This window comes from Stenotrophomonas sp. 05L414_2 (assembly GCF_056397905.1).
Map to the genome: position 1 here is coordinate 1 of NZ_JBFTOJ010000098.1, position 15,399 is coordinate 15,399.

Consider the following 15,399-nt stretch of genomic DNA (forward strand, 5'->3'; position numbering starts at 1 on the left):
GATGGCGGGACGATGGCGGGACCGTCCACGGCATGGATGCCGTGGCCGAGCCTACAGGGACGTACTAGCGGCGTGTCCCGCCAGCTGCCCCCTCCCCGCCAACCCAGCAACAACCCAGAGCCGCTCTGGCTTTTGCAGTTGCAGTTGCATCTGCGGGCGCCGGGCAGCCGCCGGGCCGATCACCCCTGCAACTGCAGCCGCTCACGCAGCAGCGGCACCAGCCAATCCAGGAACACCTGCACACGTTGCGCGCGATGCTGCCGGTGCGGCAGCAACAGGGTCACCGGCAGCGGCTGCGCCGCGTACTGGGGCATCACCTCCACCAGCGCACCGGTTTGCAGTTCGGCCTGCACGTCGTAGCGTGGAATCTGCAGCAGTCCCAGCCCTGCTACGCAGCAGGCAATCGACGCCTCGGCGCTGTTCACCCGCACCCAGCCGGGCATCGGCAGCGTGCGCAGCTGCGCGCCGTCCTGCCATTCCCACGGCTCCACCCGCGCCGTGGTCGGCGACGCATAGTTCACCGCGCGGTGCTGCTGCAGGTCGGTGGGGTGCTGCGGTACGCCGTGCGCGTGCAGGTACGCCGGCGCGGCAACGTTGACGAAGTCCAGCTGGCCCAGCGTGCGGGCCACCAGGCTGGAGTCACCCAGCTGGCCCACCCTCAGCACCGCATCGCAGCCGTCCTCGATCAGATTCACCGCGCGATCGGTCATGCCCAGGTCCAGCTCGACCTGGGGGTGCCGTGCGAAGAAGTCCGGCAGCGCCGGGGCGATGATGCGGCGGCCGATCCGGCTGGGTACATCGATCTTCAACAGGCCACTCGGCTGTGCGTCGTCCTGGCGGAACAGCGACTCGGCGTCTTCCACCTCGGCGATCAGGCGCAGGCAGCGCACGTAGAAGGTGTCGCCATCGTGGGTGGTGGAGACCCTCCGGGTGGAGCGCTGCAGCAGGCGCGTGCCCAGGCGCTGCTCGAGTTCCGCCACGGCCGCCGAGACAGTGGAGCGGGGCAGGCCGAGCTGGTCGGCGGCGCGGGTGAAGCTGGTGCACTCCACCACCCGGGCAAAGATGCGGAAACGCTCGATCCGGTCCATTGTTCGCCCGCTTTGGAAAGTTAAGTCAATGTTGCGGTCTTTATCCGCAATTTCTGCACGATATCGTCGTCGGCACAGGGTTGCCAGCCCGGCAGCCTCTTCCCGAGACCGATGCCATGACCGACCACCGTATCCAGGGCAAGACCGTGCTGATCGCCGGCGGTGCCAAGAACCTCGGCGGGCTGATCGCCCGCGACTTCGCCGTACAGGGCGCCAAGGCCATCGTCATCCACTACAACAGCGCCGCCACCCAGGCCGACGCCGAGGCGACCGTTGCGGCGGTGCAGGCCGCAGGTGCCAAGGCCGTGGCGTTGCAGGCCGATCTGACCTCGGCCGCTGCGATGGAGCGCCTGTTCGCCGACGCGGTCGCCGCCGTCGGTCGCCCCGACATCGCCATCAACACCGTCGGCAAAGTGCTGAAGAAGCCGATGCTGGACATCAGCGAAGCGGAGTACGACCAGATGAGCGCGGTCAATGCGAAGACGGCCTTTTTCTTCCTCAAGGAGGCAGGGCGCCATGTCAACGACGGCGGCCGCATCTGCACGCTGGTCACGTCGCTGCTGGGCGCGTTCACGCCGTTCTATTCCAGCTACGCGGGCACCAAGGCGCCGGTGGAACACTTCACCCGCGCGGCATCGAAGGAGTTTGGCGAGCGTGGGATCTCGGTGACCGCGATCGGCCCCGGGCCGATGGATACGCCGTTCTTCTATCCGGCCGAGAGTGCCGATGCGCAGGCCTACCACAAGACCGCCGCGGCGCTGTCGGCGTTCACCCGCACCGGCCTGACCGATATCGCCGACATCGTGCCGTGGATCCGCTTCCTGGTGACCGACGGTTGGTGGATGACCGGGCAGACCATCCTGGTCAATGGCGGTTACACCACCAAGTAGAGACATGCGAGACTTGGGTTCGCGCAGTAGATCCCCAAGTGGACAGCTTCAGGGCGTTCACGGGCACAATAGCGGGCTGTCCCGGGGCCGGAGAGCCTGCATGTTCCCTCGCACGATCCGCGCTTGCGTGTTGATGCTGGTTGCCTGCTGCGGCCATGCCGATGCAGAGCCGGCGCAGACCGAGGCCCTGCGCTTCCAGCAGAACCTGCTTGCCGTGCTCGAATGCCGTGACAGTGCAGATACCCGGCAGACCGTCGCCAGCACCCTGCGGGCGGCACGTTACGGCGATCCGGCCGGTCGCCCGTTGCATCTGCGTGACTGGCATTTCGAGCAGGCCGGAGACGCCGACGCTGCTTCGGTGACGGTCATCGATATGCCGGTGCCGTTGACCGCGCAGGGCGTCCGGACCCAGCGCGTATTCGCAGACGCGCAGGGGTTGTCCATTGCCATCGATGCTGCAGCGCGTGATCGCATCGTTGCGCGCCATGGCCTGCAGCTGCAGTCGAGCACGCTGCGTGAACCTTTCCGGGTGTGGTCCGCACGATCGGTTGATGGCAACACGTCGGCCCCGTCGATCATGGTGAGCAGCGATGGCGACGGCTATCGGTCGGGATGTACTGCCCAATCTGCCAGCACGCAGGGAACGTTGCCACTGGATCGGCAGCAGCGTGCAGATGCCAATGACCTCACTGCGGCCATCGAGTGCCGTGCCGACGATGCGGCCCTGCGCCGCGTTGGGCGCTTGCTGCAGCAGGTGATGGAACAGCCGCAGGGCGAATGGCCGGCAGAGGTGCACGCAGTGTCGGCACCCACGCATGCGATCAACGGCACGGTGCTTCCCGTCTTCCAGATCGAACTGCAGACGCCGCTGCAGATCCAGGGCATCGCCACCGACAAGGTGCTGGCCGCACCGGCCGGCCTGTTCGCTGCAGACCTTGGCAGAATCAACGTGGCAAGCGTGTTGCTCGATGCCGTTCTGACAACTGCTCACCAGCAGGCCGGCGTGCAGGTCTGGCAACGCGAAGCGTCGCGCAGCGGCTTGCCTTCAGGCAGCATCCGAATCCATGAACGCGTGGTGGCCAGAGCTGACGACGGCACTGTCCTGACCGGATGCAGCAGCTCGCAGATGCGCGCGGCCGCGAGCGATCCGCAGAGCGCGAACATCCCGCACTGAGTGAGTCAGTGCGGGATGCGCAGAGAGAACGGGTACCGGACGCCGTCCGGTACCCCGATCATTCATCCCAGTTTGGCCAGCACCGCGTCGGTGGCCGTCGCCGTGCTCACCGCGTGGCCCTTGGCGGCCAGGTCTGCGGTGAACACGCCATCGTCCAGCACCGCGTGCACCGCCGCTTCCACCGCTGCTGCTTCGTCTTCCAGCCCCAGCGAATGGCGCAGCAGCATTGCCGCGCTGAAGATCGTCGCGTACGGGTTGGCGATGCCCTTGCCGGCGATGTCCGGTGCCGAGCCGTGGATCGGCTCGTAGATACCCACCGCACCCGGCTCGCCCAGCGATGCCGATGGCAGCAGGCCCAGCGAACCGGCCAGCATCGAGGCCTCATCGGTGAGGATGTCGCCGAACATGTTCTCGGTCACGATCACGTCGTACTCGCGTGGCTTGGCCAGCAGATGCATCGCCATGGAATCGACCAGCTGGTGTTCCAGCGCCACGTCCGGGAATTCCTCGCGGCCGATGCGCGCGGCCACGTCTCGCCACAGGCGTGAGGTTTCCAGCACGTTGGCCTTGTCCACCGARGTGACCTTGCCGCGACGCTGCTGCGCCAACCGGAAGGAACTGCGCAGCACACGCTCGATCTCGGCCACGGTGTAGCGGCACAGATCGCTTGCGCTGTCGGCATCGCGGGTCTTGTCGCCGAAGTAGATGCCACCGGTCAGTTCGCGCACCACGACGAAGTCCACGCCCTGCAGCAGCTCGGCCTTGATCGGCGAGGCGTGCAGTGCTGCTTCATGGGTGCGCACCGGACGCAGGTTGGCATACAGGCCCAGCGCCTTGCGGATCGCCAGCAGGCCCTGTTCCGGGCGGACCTTGGCGTTCGGGTCGGACCACTTCGGCCCGCCCACGGCGCCCAGCAGCACAGCGTTGGCGGCTTGGCACGCGGCCAGGGTCGACGCCGGCAGCGGTTCGCCGTGGCGGTCGATGGCGATGCCACCGATGTCGTGCTCGCTGAAGGTGAAGGTGTGGTTGAAGCGCTTGGCGACGGCGTTCAGAACGGCGACCGCGGCGGCGGCCACTTCCGGGCCGATGCCATCACCGGGCAGGACAACAATTTCAGCGTGCATGCTCACTCTCGTAACGTTCGATTTCAGGGACACGGCCCAACAGATAGCCCAGTTGATCGACGCCTTCCAGCAGGCAGGTCTGCGAGAAGCCGTCCAACGGGAAGGAGTAGACGCGGCCATCGGGCGTGCGCAGCTCGCGCGCCGCAACGTCGATGGTCAGCTCATCGTCAGGGCGCTGCATCAGCAGCTGCACGTCGGCCTCGTCCAGTACGATCGGCAGCAGGCCGTTCTTCAGCGAATTGCCGCGGAAGATGTCGGCGATCTCGCTGCTGACGATGGCACGCAGGCCGAGATCGGTCAGTGCCCACGGCGCATGTTCGCGCGATGAGCCGCAGCCGAAGTTGCGCCCGGCCAGCAGGATGCTGCGGCCGGCATTGTGCGGTTGGTTGAAGGCGAAGTCCGCCACGGGCGAGCCATCGGCCTGCCAGCGCCAGTCGTTGAACGCATTGYGGCCCAGGCCAGCACGTTCGGTGGTGGACAGGAACCGCGCCGGAATGATCTGGTCGGTGTCGATGTTGGTCTGGCGCAGCACCACGCTGGCCGAGCTCAGGGTGCGGAAGCCGCTCATCAGGCCACCTCCTGGGCGAACAGCTCACGGGCATCGGCGACGTGGCCCTGCACCGCGGCCCAGGCAGCACTCATCGGCGAGGCCAGCAGCGTGCGCGAGCCCGGGCCCTGGCGGCCTTCGAAGTTGCGGTTGCTGGTGCTGACCGCCAGTTGGCCGGGGGCGACCAGGTCGCCATTCATGGCGATGCACATCGAACAGCCCGGCTCGCGCCATTCGGCACCGGCCGCGCGCACGATCTCATGGATGCCTTCGGCCTCGGCCTGGCGCTTGACGATTTCAGAACCAGGCACCACCAGCATGCGCACGCGCTCGGCGATGCGACGGCCACGCAGCACCTGTGCCACTTCGCGCATGTCGCTCAGCCGGCCATTGGTGCAGGAGCCGACGAACACCACGTCCACGGGCGTGCCGGCCAGCGTCTGTCCCGCCTGGAAGTGCATGTAATCCAGGCCCTTCTGCGCGGCGGCATCGTTGGCCGCCGGGATCGGCGCATCCACCGCGATGGCGGTGCCGGGGTGGGTGCCCCAGGTCAGGGTCGGGCGGATATCGACGGCATCGATGTGCACCTCGCTGTCGAAGCGCGCGCCTTCATCGCTGCGCAGCTGCGTCCAGCGGGCAACGGCAGCGTCGAAGTCGGCGCCCTTGGGGCCACGCGGCGTATTGGCGACGAAGTCGAATGTCACCTGGTCGGGCGCGACCATGCCGGCGCGTGCACCGGCTTCGATCGACATGTTGCACAGGGTCATGCGCTGTTCCATGTCCATCGCTTCGATGGTGCTGCCGCGGAACTCGATCACGTGCCCGGTGCCGCCATTGACGCCGATCACGCCGATGATGTGCAGGACCACGTCCTTGGCGCCGATACCCGGCGCGATCTTGCCATCGACGGTGATCGCCAGCGTCTTCGCCTTGCGCTGCAGCAGGCACTGCGTGGCCAGCACATGGCCGACTTCGCTGGTGCCGATGCCGAAGGCCAGCGACCCGAATGCGCCGTGGGTGGAGGTGTGGCTGTCGCCGCAGACGATGGTCATGCCCGGCTGGGTGAAGCCCTGTTCCGGTGCGATCACGTGGACGATGCCGCGGTTGTCCGAGGCCATGTCGAACAGTTCGATGCCGTGCTCGGCGCAGTTGCGCGCCAGCATCGCGACCTGTGCTTCGGAGGCGGCACTGGCGTAGGGCAGCGTACCGTCGGCAGCGGCCGGCAGGGTCGGCGTTGAATGGTCCATCGTGGCCTTGGTCCGATCCGGACGGCGCGGCTTCAGGCCACGCTCGCGCAGCTCGGTGAAGGCCTGCGGCGAGGTCACTTCATGGATCAGGTGCAGGTCGATATACAGCACGGCGGGCGCGCTGTCGGTTTCTGGAACCACCACGTGGGCGTCCCACAGTTTGTCGTACAGGGTGCGGGGTGCGGAAGTCATGCGTTTGCCTGGCAGGAGTACGGAGTAACGGGCATCGAAGAGAAAGTAACAGGAGCAGGTCAGCGGCGCCGCGCGAGCACGCGCAGGCGCACGTAGTCGGCCAGCGGCTGGCCGGCGGCATTGCGCGGCAGGTCGGCCAGCAGGGCCGTGGCGGCATCGCGCACCGTGGCGCGCGCCTCGGCCGGCAGGTCGTCCAGCAGTGGAGCGGCGAATACCCGCAGCCAGCCGGCAACGCCGGTCGGCAGCGCGGTCGGTCGCGGCAGGCATTCGATCAGCTGCACCTGGAAGCCATGCTGGCGCAGGCGGTCTGCGTAGGCATCGGCGGTGGGGAAGTACCACTGGAATGCGCTGGCACCATGGCCATGGGCGACGCGCGCAGCCTGCACGGCGGCAGTGATCGTGGCCACGTTGCCATGGCCGCCGAACTCGGCGACGAAGCGCCCGCCGGGGCGCAGGGCGCGGCGCACACCCTCCAGCACGCGATCCGGGTCGGGCATCCARTGCAGGGCGGCGTTGCTGAACACCGCATCGAACGCACCGTCGAAGGCCAGGGCGTGGCCGTCCATCACCTGCGCATCGACGCCCCGCGCACGCGCGGCGATCACCATTTCCGGCGAGGCATCGACGCCCTGCATATGTGCGCCGCTGAGGGCCAGTTCGGTGGTGAGCACGCCATCGCCACAACCCAGGTCGAGAATGCGCTCACCGGCACGCGCATCGAGCAGGCGCGCAACGGCGCCACCGAGGGTCGGCACGAAGCCGGCATCGATCGCATAGTCCTGGGCATTCCACTGCTGGCCAGCGCTGCTGGCGGTGGTTGCGGTGTCGAAGGCGCTCATCTCACATTCCTCAGGCGGTGGCGGTGGCAGGTGATTCAGTACTGATGCCGGCGTTGGCCTGGCGCTGGCGCAGCAGGCGGTTGGCCACGTCCAGCCAGGCCAGCGCGGACGCTTCGATGATGTCCTTGCTGGTACCGGTGCCGTCGTACTCCACGCCCTCGTGGCGCACGCTCAGGTTGGCTTCGCCACGCGCGTCGGCGCCGATACCGACGCTGTGCACGTGGTAGCTGTCCAGCATCAGCTGCACGCCGGTGGCAGCCGACAATGCGCCGAACAGCGCATCGACCGGGCCGTCGCCCTGCGCGGTCTCGGCCACGCGGTTGCCGTCCGGGTCGGACAGTTCGACCAGCGCGTTGGCGCGGCTGCCGACATCGCTGATGGTCATCGAAGCCAGACGGTAGCCCTGCGCATTGGAGCCGCCCTGCATCAGCGTCTGCAGGTCGGCATCGGTGACAACACGCTGCTGCTCGCACAGTCCCTTGAACTGCTCGAACACCAGCTTCAGCTCGTCTTCTTCCAGCCAGAAGCCCAGTGCGCGCAGGCGTGCTTCGACGGCAGCGCGGCCACTGTGGCGGCCCAGCACCATCTGCGAATCTTCCCAGCCCACGTCTTCCGGACGCATGATTTCGTAGGTGCCGCGGTGGCGCAGCATGCCGTGCTGATGGATGCCCGACTCATGGGCGAAGGCATTGGCACCCACGATGGCCTTGTTGCGCTGTACCGGCATGCCGACCAGGCGCTGCAGCAGCTGCGAGGTGCCGACGATGCGCGGGGTGTCGATGGCGGTGTCCTGCTCGTAGAAAGCCTGGCGCACCTTCAGCACCATCGCGATCTCCTCCAGCGAGCAGTTGCCGGCGCGCTCACCGATGCCRTTGACGGTGCATTCGACCTGGCGCGCGCCGCCTTCGATGGCGGCCAGCGAGTTGGCCACGGCCAGGCCCAGGTCGTTGTGGCAGTGGGCGCTGAAGATCACGTTGGCTGCGTTCGGCACATCGGCGACGCCAGCGATGACCTGCTGGAACATCGTGCGGATCTCTTCCGGCGTGGTGAAGCCGACGGTGTCGGGCAGGTTGATGGTGGTGGCGCCGGCAGCGATCGCCACGCGCGAGACCTCGATCAGGTAGTCCAGTTCGGTGCGGGTGGCATCCTCGGCGGAGAACTCCACGTCATCGATGTAGGAGCGGGCCAGCGCTACGTGCCTGCGTACCGATTCCAGTACCTGCTCGCGGGTCATCCGCAGCTTGTGCTCACGGTGCAGCGGGCTGGTCGACAGGAACACATGCAGGCGCGGGTTGGCAGCGGCTTCCAGCGCACGCGCCGAGGTTTCGATGTCGGCCTGCAGGCAGCGCGACAGCACCGCCAGGCTCAGGCTCGGGCGGCGCAGTTCGCGGCCGATCAGGGCCATCGCTTCGCGGTCGGACTGCGAGCTGGCCGGGAAGCCGGTCTCGATGATGTCCACGCCCAGTTCGTCCAGCGCACGCGCCATCACCAGCTTCTGCGGCGGGCTCATGCTGCAGCCGGGGGACTGCTCGCCGTCACGCAGGGTGGTGTCGAAGATGCGGATGCGCGGGGTGGTAATTCGTTCGATGGTGGTCACAGGGAAATCTCCTCGACAGCGGGTGCGACGGCTTGCAGGGGGGAAGGGGAAGGCGTGGGAAAAGCGGTGGCGGTCGCCTTGCCGGGCGAGCGCGGGGTTTCTGCCCGGCGCCGGCGCGGCTTGCGTGGCGGGCGTGGGCGGATGTCGGTGAGCAGGCCGGCGAGCACGCCGGCGTCGATGTTGCCGCCGGAGACGACCGCGCACTTGCGGCGCCCGGCGACGCGACGGCCGGCGGCCAGTGCCAGCGCACCGGCGCCTTCGGCGATGATGTGTTCTTCCAGTGCCAGCCGCACCAGGGTCTCGCGCAGCTCGGCTTCGCGCACGATCACCACATCGTCCAGCAGCGAGGTACACAGGCGACGGGTCAGGAAACCGGGGATCTTCACCCGCACGCCATCGGCCAGCGACGGCACAGGATTGATCTCGCGCACGTCGCCGCGGATCGCGCGGGCCATCGAATCGACCCCCTCGACCTGCGCGCCGACGATGCGCACGCCCTGTGACTTCAGCGCCAGGGCGACGCCGGATGCCAGGCCGCCACCGCCGATCGGTACGATCACCACGTCCGGCGCGTGTGCGGCCAGCTCGATGCCTACGGTGCCCTGGCCGGCGATGACATCGGCATCGTCGAAGGCGGACAGGAAGCGGTAGCCGTGGCGCTGCGCCAGTTCGACGGCGAACGCATAGGCCTCGTCATAGCTGTTGCCGTGCTGGCGCACCGTTGCACCCCAATGGGCGACGCCAGCGATCTTGGTGGCCGGTGCGCCATGCGGCATCACGGTGATGGCTGGCACATCCAGGCGATAGGCGGCCCAGGCCACGCCCTGGGCGTGGTTGCCGGCCGAGGCGCAGATCACCGGCCGGGTATCGCCACGTTCGCGGGCGGCCAGCAGGGCATTCAGCGCGCCGCGCACCTTGTACGAGCCGGTGCGCTGCAGGTTTTCCAGCTTCAGCCAAGTGCCGAAGCGCTCGGCATGATGCAGCGGCGTGGGCGGCAGGAAGCGGCGCAGGCGGGCCTGCGCAGCCAGTACGTCGGCAACGGTTACATCGCCGACATCGCTTTCCTTGCTGGCGTCAGCGGCCGGCATGGACCACCAGCAGGGTGTTGCCGACCACCGCATGCGGGCACGGGCGGCGAAGAAGACGCCTCCGTACCGGCACCGTGTTGCAAACGGTACGGGCGTTCATGCGGATGCTCCTTCCAGTGCGGTCATCTGCACCGAAACGCAGTCGTAGATCTTTTCCATCTGCCGGCACAGCGTTTCCGGCGGGCGCTGGCTGTCCACCACCAGTTGCAGGTGCCAACGGCCATCATCGGCGGCCACCGGCGCACCGGTGATCGCGCGCGGCGCGAAACCGCGGCGTTCGGCCATGCCGATCACGCGCAGCAGCGCGCCCTCGGCCGGTTGCAGCACCAGGTCAAGCCGGTATTGCATTGGGGATCTCCTGGCGTGCATGTGCAGGGTTGCTTTCCAGCATGGTGCTGTTGGCGGTATTGGGCGGTACCAGCGGCCACACGTTCGCGCGTGCATCGATGGCCACGTGCAGCAGGGCCGGGCCGGGTTCGGCCAGCAGCGCGGCCAGGCCACCTTCGACGTCATCACGTGCGTCGATGCGCGTGGCCGCGATGCCGAACACCTTGGCCAAGGCGACGAAGTCCGGGTTGTCGGACAGGTCGATCTCGCTGTAACGCTCGGCAAAGAACAGTTCCTGCCACTGCCGCACCATGCCCAGCGAACTGTTGTCCAGCAGGATGATCTTCACCGGCAGGCGGCAGCGGGCGATGGTCGYCAGCTCCTGCACGTTCATCATGAAGCTGCCATCGCCGGAGACCAGCACCACCGTGCGCTCGGGGCAGGCGAACTGCGCACCCATCGCCGCCGGCAGGCCGAAGCCCATCGTGCCCAGTGCACCGCTGGTCAGGTGGTTGCGCGGATGAGTGAAGCGGCAGTGCTGCGCAACCCACATCTGGTGCTGGCCGACGTCGCAGGCGACCACCGTATCGGCCGGCGCCAGTTCGCTCAGGCGCTTCAGCAGCGCCGGGGCGTAGATGTGCTGGCCGGGTGCGTCGTAGCGCGCGGCGAAGCGATCGCGATGCTGGGCGCAGCGCTTGCGCCATGCGTCCTGATGGGCCTTGGGGGAGGGGAAGGCCGCACGCAGGGCGCGGATGGCGTGGCCGACGTTGCCGGGCACGGCGACATCGGCGCTGCGCAGCTTGGAGATCTCGTACGCATCGGCATCGATGTGCACCACGCGGGCAAACGGTGCGAACTCGGCCAGCTTGCCGGTCGCCCGATCATCGAAGCGCGCACCCAGCACCAGCAGCAGATCGCTTTCCTGCACGGCCATGTTCGCCGCGCGGGTGCCGTGCATGCCCAGCATGCCCAGCGACTGCGGGTGCTGGGGAGGCAGCGCGCCCAGCCCACGCAGGGTCATCACGGTGGGGATGGCGCTGGCTTCGACGAATTCGCGCAGGTCCTGCACGGCATCGCCCAGGGCGATGCCACCACCGGCGTAGACCACCGGCTTCTCGGCCGCCGCCAGAGCCGCGATGGCCTCGGCGATGGCCGCGTCGGCGGGGGCCGGCGGCGGTTCCACATTGGCCGGCACATGCGCCGGCAGGTGGCTGGCATCGGCCAGCTGCACGTCTTTGGGCAGATCGATCAGCACCGGGCCGGGACGGCCTTCGCGGGCGATGCGGAAAGCATCGGCCACCACGCGCGGCAGGTCATCGACGCTGCGCACCAGCCAGCTGTGCTTGACGATCGGCATCGTCAGGCCGAACACGTCCAGTTCCTGGAACGCATCGGTGCCCAGCAGCGGCGTGGCGACCTGGCCGGTGATGCAGACCATCGGCACCGAATCGAGCATCGCATCGGCGATGCCGGTGACCAGGTTCGACGCGCCCGGCCCGGAGGTCGCCACGCAGACGCCGACCTGGCCACTGGCGCGCGCAAAGCCGTTGGCGGCCAGTGCCGCGCCCTGCTCATGGCGCACCAGGATGTGCTTCAGCGACGAATCCACCAGCGCGTCGTAGAACGGCATGATGGTGCCGCCCGGATAGCCGAACAGCGTACGGACACCCTCGGCCTCCAGCGCCTGGGTCAGCCAGCGCGCGCCGTTGGGCGGCGCGCTGCGGTGTGTGGGAGAGTTCATGGGGGAACCTTGCAGAGCGGGTGGGGGTGCCGCGTTGTTACGCGGCTTGACCTTGCAACCAGACCATCTTGGCGCGCAGTTCCTTGCCTACCTTCTCGATCGGGTGCTCCAGGTCGGCCTGCTTGAACTTGTTGTAGTTCGGCAGGCCCGCTTCGTACTCGGCCACCCAGTTCTTGGTGAAGGTGCCGTCCTGGATGTCCTTCAGCACTTCCTTCATGCGCGCCTTGGTACCGGCGTCGATCACCCGCGGGCCGCTGACGTAGTCGCCGTACTGCGCGGTCTCGGAGATGAACTCCAGCATCCGCGAGATGCCGCCTTCGTAGAACAGGTCGACGATCAGCTTCAGTTCGTGCAGCACTTCGTAGTAGGCGATTTCCGGCTGGTAACCGGCTTCGACCAGCGTCTCGAAGCCCGCCTGCACCAGTGCCGAAGCGCCGCCGCACAGCACTGCCTGCTCGCCGAACAGATCGGTTTCGGTTTCTTCCTTGAAGGTGGTCTGGATCAGGTTGGCGCGCGCACCACCCAGGCCGGCCGCATAGGCGAGCGCGTACTCGGCGGCCTTGCCGCTCTTGTCCTGGTAGACCGCCCAGATGCATGGCACACCGCGGCCGATTTCATATTCGCGACGGACCAGTGCACCCGGGCCCTTCGGTGCGACCAGCACGACGTCCAGGTCTTCGCGCGGCTTGATCATGTCGAAGTGCACGTTCAGACCATGCGCGAACAGAAGCACCGCGCCCTGCTTCATGTTCGACGCCAGCACGTCCTCGTACAGCTTCTTCTGCACCATGTCCGGGGTCAGCACCGCGACCAGGTCGGCATCCTTCACCGCATCGGCCGGTGCCTTCACGGTGAAGCCATCGGCCTGTGCCTTGACCTCGGTGGGGCCGCCCGGACGCAGGCCTACCACCACTTCGAAGCCGGATTCACGCAGGTTCAGCGCGTGCGCGCGGCCCTGGCTGCCGTAGCCGATGACGGCGATCTTGGTCTGGGGCAGTTCGTTGGTGCTCATGGGGGAGGTTCCTTGCGGGTGGGAAGAAAAAAGACGGCCGGCAGTCGAAGCGACGTACCGGCCGGTCAGGGAAAAGCGGGGAGGGCAGCGCCGCGCATCGCACAGGTACTGCCACCACGAGAGTTCGTGGTGCAGCAGGTCCAGGTTGTGGAGGAGGCGGTGGTCATGGTGGTTGCGTCTGAAACCAGGTCCTGAAATGAAAAAACCCGCACCTGGGCGGGTGCGGGTTTTTGAAGAGTTCCGGTGTGTTTGTTGCTTACACGCTGGCTCGTCCCGCACCTGTTGGTTGGGTAATAAGTACGAGCACAAGAATCGAACGCAGCGAGGCGGCGCCGGTATTGGCGGCTTCGATGTGGGTTCGCGGTGGTGTGTTGTGATGCAACATGTGATCGAGAAAACCACAGCCATTTCCGCTGTGTCAACCCTCGCAGCACTATTTCCGTCAGTTTCCGCTGCATGCAGTGCAATCGCTTGTGGCACAAGGATGGTTGCTGCTGAAAGTGTTTCGGTGAACCCGAATTCACTCTTTTCAACGGGTTTTTTGCGCGGATTCCGGCGATACCAGCTGCGCTCGCCGGGTCGTGCAGCGCCCGGTGTGCCGCGGGAGGTTCCGCGCGCATTGCGATGCGTTCGTGGCAATGGCGCCCGTGGCTCCATGAGGCGCCCCATGACCTATGCCCGATGGCCCCCGGTCGCGGTAGCGGCGAAGATCCGGTCACCACCCCTTCCCTCGGAACCTGACCGTGTCCCGACGTCTTGCCCGTTCCCTGCTGGCAGCTGCCGTGCTGGCTGCCGTGCCCATGCTGTCCCAGGCCGCCGACCGCATTACCGGCCACACCTTCGCCACCCGTTCGGAGGTGATCGCCCCGCATGCGATGGCCGCCACCTCGCAGCCGCTGGCTACCCAGATCGCGCTGGACGTGATGAAGGCCGGTGGCTCAGCCGTCGATGCCGCCATTGCGGCCAACGCAGCGCTGGGGTTGATGGAGCCGACTGGCAATGGCGTCGGCGGCGACCTGTTCGCCATCGTGTGGGACCCGAAGACGCAGAAGCTCTACGGCTACAACGGCTCGGGCCGTTCGCCGAAGTCACTCACCCTGGCCGAGTTCCAGCGCCGTGGCCTGAAGGAGATCCCCGCGACCGGCCCGCTGCCGGTATCGGTGCCGGGCGTGGTTGATGGCTGGTTCGCGCTGCACGAGCGCTTCGGCCGCAAGCCGATGGCCGACAACCTGGCCCCGGCCATCCGCTACGCGCGCGACGGTCATCCCGTTGCCGAAGTGATTGCCTATTACTGGGATCGCTCGGTGCCGAAGCTGTCGCAGTATCCGGGTTTCAAGGAACAGTTCACGATCGATGGCCACGCGCCGCGCAAGGGCGAGATGTGGAAGAACCCCAACCTTGCCGACACCCTGCAGAAGATCGCCGACGGCGGCCGTGATGCCTTCTACAAGGGCGACATCGCCCACACCATCGGCGATTACTTCAAGAAGAACGGCGGCTATCTGAGCTACCAGGACATGGCCGACCATCATGGCGAGTGGGTCGAGCCGGTCAGCAGCAACTACCGCGGCTACGACGTGTGGGAGCTGCCGCCCAACAGCCAGGGCATCGCCGCGCTGCAGATCCTCAACGTACTGGAAGGCTACGACTTCTCGAAGATTCCGTTCGGCTCACCCGAGCACGTGCATCTGTTCGTGGAAGCCAAGAAGCTGGCCTTCGCCGACCGTGCGCGCTTCTACGCCGACATGGCCTTCCAGCCCGCGCCGGTACAGAAGCTGATTTCCAAGGAGTACGCAGCGCAGCGTCGCGCGCTGATTTCGATGGACAAGGCGCTGAAGGAAGTGCAGCCGGGCACGCCCAAGCAGCTGGAAGAGGGCGACACGATCTACATGACCGTGGCCGATGCCGACGGCATGATGGTGTCACTGATCCAGTCCAACTACCGCGGCATGGGCAGCGGCATGGCCCCGCCGGGGCTGGGCTTCATCCTGCAGGATCGCGGCGAGATGTTCGTGCTGCAGAAGAACCATCCCAACGGTTACGCACCAGGCAAGCGTCCCTTCCAGACCATCATTCCGGCCTTCATCACCAAGGGCGGCAAGCCTTATGCAAGTTTCGGCGTGATGGGCGGTGCGATGCAGCCGCAGGGGCACGCACAGATCGTGATGAACCTGGTGGACTTCGGCATGAACCTGCAGGAGGCCGGTGATGCCCCCCGCATCCAGCATGAGGGATCGACCGAACCGACCGGGCAGGCGACGGCCATGACTGATGGTGGCGAGGTCAATCTGGAAACCGGGTTCCCGTACGAGACGGTGCGGGCGCTGATGCGCAAGGGGCACCGGGTGGTGTTCGCCGATGGTCCGTATGGCGGTTACCAGGCGATCCTGCGTGATCCGGAAACCGGCGTGTACTACGGCGCGTCGGAGAGCCGCAAGGATGGGCAGGCGGCGGGCTACTGAGGTTTCCCGGCCAACGGGCTGAGCCCCCTCTGCGGAGGGTTCAGAAGCGGGATCGCTTGCTGGGCCGGGTG

Annotated in this window: 13 protein-coding genes; 3 read left to right on the plus strand and 10 right to left on the minus strand. The window is 67.1% G+C overall.

Going from position 1 to position 15,399, the window contains the following annotated elements; genetic code table 11:
- Nucleotides 1-179: 179 nt before the first annotated feature.
- Nucleotides 180-1,088, minus strand: coding sequence for a LysR family transcriptional regulator (locus AC1DJN_RS14070; RefSeq protein ID WP_025874141.1), 909 nt, complete (start codon nucleotides 1,086-1,088; stop codon nucleotides 180-182).
- Nucleotides 1,089-1,204: 116 nt separating this feature from the next.
- On the opposite strand from AC1DJN_RS14070, the gene AC1DJN_RS14075 reads away from it, so the two are divergent.
- Nucleotides 1,205-1,978 (plus strand): SDR family oxidoreductase, encoded by a 774-nt coding sequence (locus AC1DJN_RS14075; protein ID WP_033831966.1) that lies wholly within the window; start codon nucleotides 1,205-1,207, stop codon nucleotides 1,976-1,978.
- 100 nt (nucleotides 1,979-2,078) lie between these two features.
- Nucleotides 2,079-3,152 (plus strand): hypothetical protein, encoded by a 1,074-nt coding sequence (locus AC1DJN_RS14080; protein ID WP_478039344.1) that lies wholly within the window; start codon nucleotides 2,079-2,081, stop codon nucleotides 3,150-3,152.
- Between the two features lie 62 nt (nucleotides 3,153-3,214).
- On the opposite strand, the gene leuB is transcribed toward AC1DJN_RS14080, so the two are convergent.
- The 9 genes from leuB to ilvC form a co-directional block, all read right to left on the minus strand.
- Nucleotides 3,215-4,276, minus strand: coding sequence for a 3-isopropylmalate dehydrogenase (gene leuB / locus AC1DJN_RS14085; protein ID WP_442252290.1), 1,062 nt, complete (start codon nucleotides 4,274-4,276; stop codon nucleotides 3,215-3,217).
- Nucleotides 4,266-4,844 carry a 3-isopropylmalate dehydratase small subunit gene (leuD, locus tag AC1DJN_RS14090; RefSeq protein ID WP_478039345.1) on the minus strand — a complete coding sequence of 193 codons (579 nt, stop codon included), beginning with the start codon at nucleotides 4,842-4,844 and terminating at the stop codon, nucleotides 4,266-4,268. Before leuD ends, leuB begins: the two co-directional genes overlap by 11 nt.
- Nucleotides 4,844-6,262 (minus strand): 3-isopropylmalate dehydratase large subunit, encoded by a 1,419-nt coding sequence (leuC, locus tag AC1DJN_RS14095; protein ID WP_442252291.1) that lies wholly within the window; start codon nucleotides 6,260-6,262, stop codon nucleotides 4,844-4,846. The genes leuD and leuC overlap by 1 nt, the downstream gene beginning before the upstream one ends.
- Before the next feature lie 59 nt (nucleotides 6,263-6,321).
- Nucleotides 6,322-7,101, minus strand: coding sequence for a class I SAM-dependent methyltransferase (locus AC1DJN_RS14100; RefSeq protein WP_033831963.1), 780 nt, complete (start codon nucleotides 7,099-7,101; stop codon nucleotides 6,322-6,324).
- 10 nt (nucleotides 7,102-7,111) lie between these two features.
- Entirely contained in the window at nucleotides 7,112-8,698 is a 1,587-nt protein-coding gene (locus AC1DJN_RS14105; RefSeq protein ID WP_025874148.1) for a 2-isopropylmalate synthase, read from the minus strand.
- The gene (locus AC1DJN_RS14110; protein ID WP_025874149.1) at nucleotides 8,695-9,786 is read right to left on the minus strand and encodes a threonine dehydratase; all 1,092 of its coding nucleotides are present in this window, start codon (nucleotides 9,784-9,786) and stop codon (nucleotides 8,695-8,697) included. Before AC1DJN_RS14110 ends, AC1DJN_RS14105 begins: the two co-directional genes overlap by 4 nt.
- Before the next feature lie 96 nt (nucleotides 9,787-9,882).
- Nucleotides 9,883-10,134, minus strand: a complete 252-nt coding sequence (locus AC1DJN_RS14115; RefSeq protein WP_025874150.1) for an ACT domain-containing protein — start codon at nucleotides 10,132-10,134, stop codon at nucleotides 9,883-9,885.
- The gene (gene ilvG, locus AC1DJN_RS14120; RefSeq protein ID WP_478039346.1) at nucleotides 10,118-11,854 is read right to left on the minus strand and encodes an acetolactate synthase 2 catalytic subunit; all 1,737 of its coding nucleotides are present in this window, start codon (nucleotides 11,852-11,854) and stop codon (nucleotides 10,118-10,120) included. Before ilvG ends, AC1DJN_RS14115 begins: the two co-directional genes overlap by 17 nt.
- A gap of 37 nt (nucleotides 11,855-11,891) precedes the next feature.
- Entirely contained in the window at nucleotides 11,892-12,866 is a 975-nt protein-coding gene (ilvC, locus tag AC1DJN_RS14125) for a ketol-acid reductoisomerase (RefSeq protein ID WP_442252293.1), read from the minus strand.
- 800 nt (nucleotides 12,867-13,666) lie between these two features.
- On the opposite strand from ilvC, the gene ggt reads away from it, so the two are divergent.
- Nucleotides 13,667-15,328 carry a gamma-glutamyltransferase gene (gene ggt / locus AC1DJN_RS14130; protein ID WP_442252294.1) on the plus strand — a complete coding sequence of 554 codons (1,662 nt, stop codon included), beginning with the start codon at nucleotides 13,667-13,669 and terminating at the stop codon, nucleotides 15,326-15,328.
- The last annotated feature ends 71 nt before the right edge of the window (nucleotides 15,329-15,399 follow it).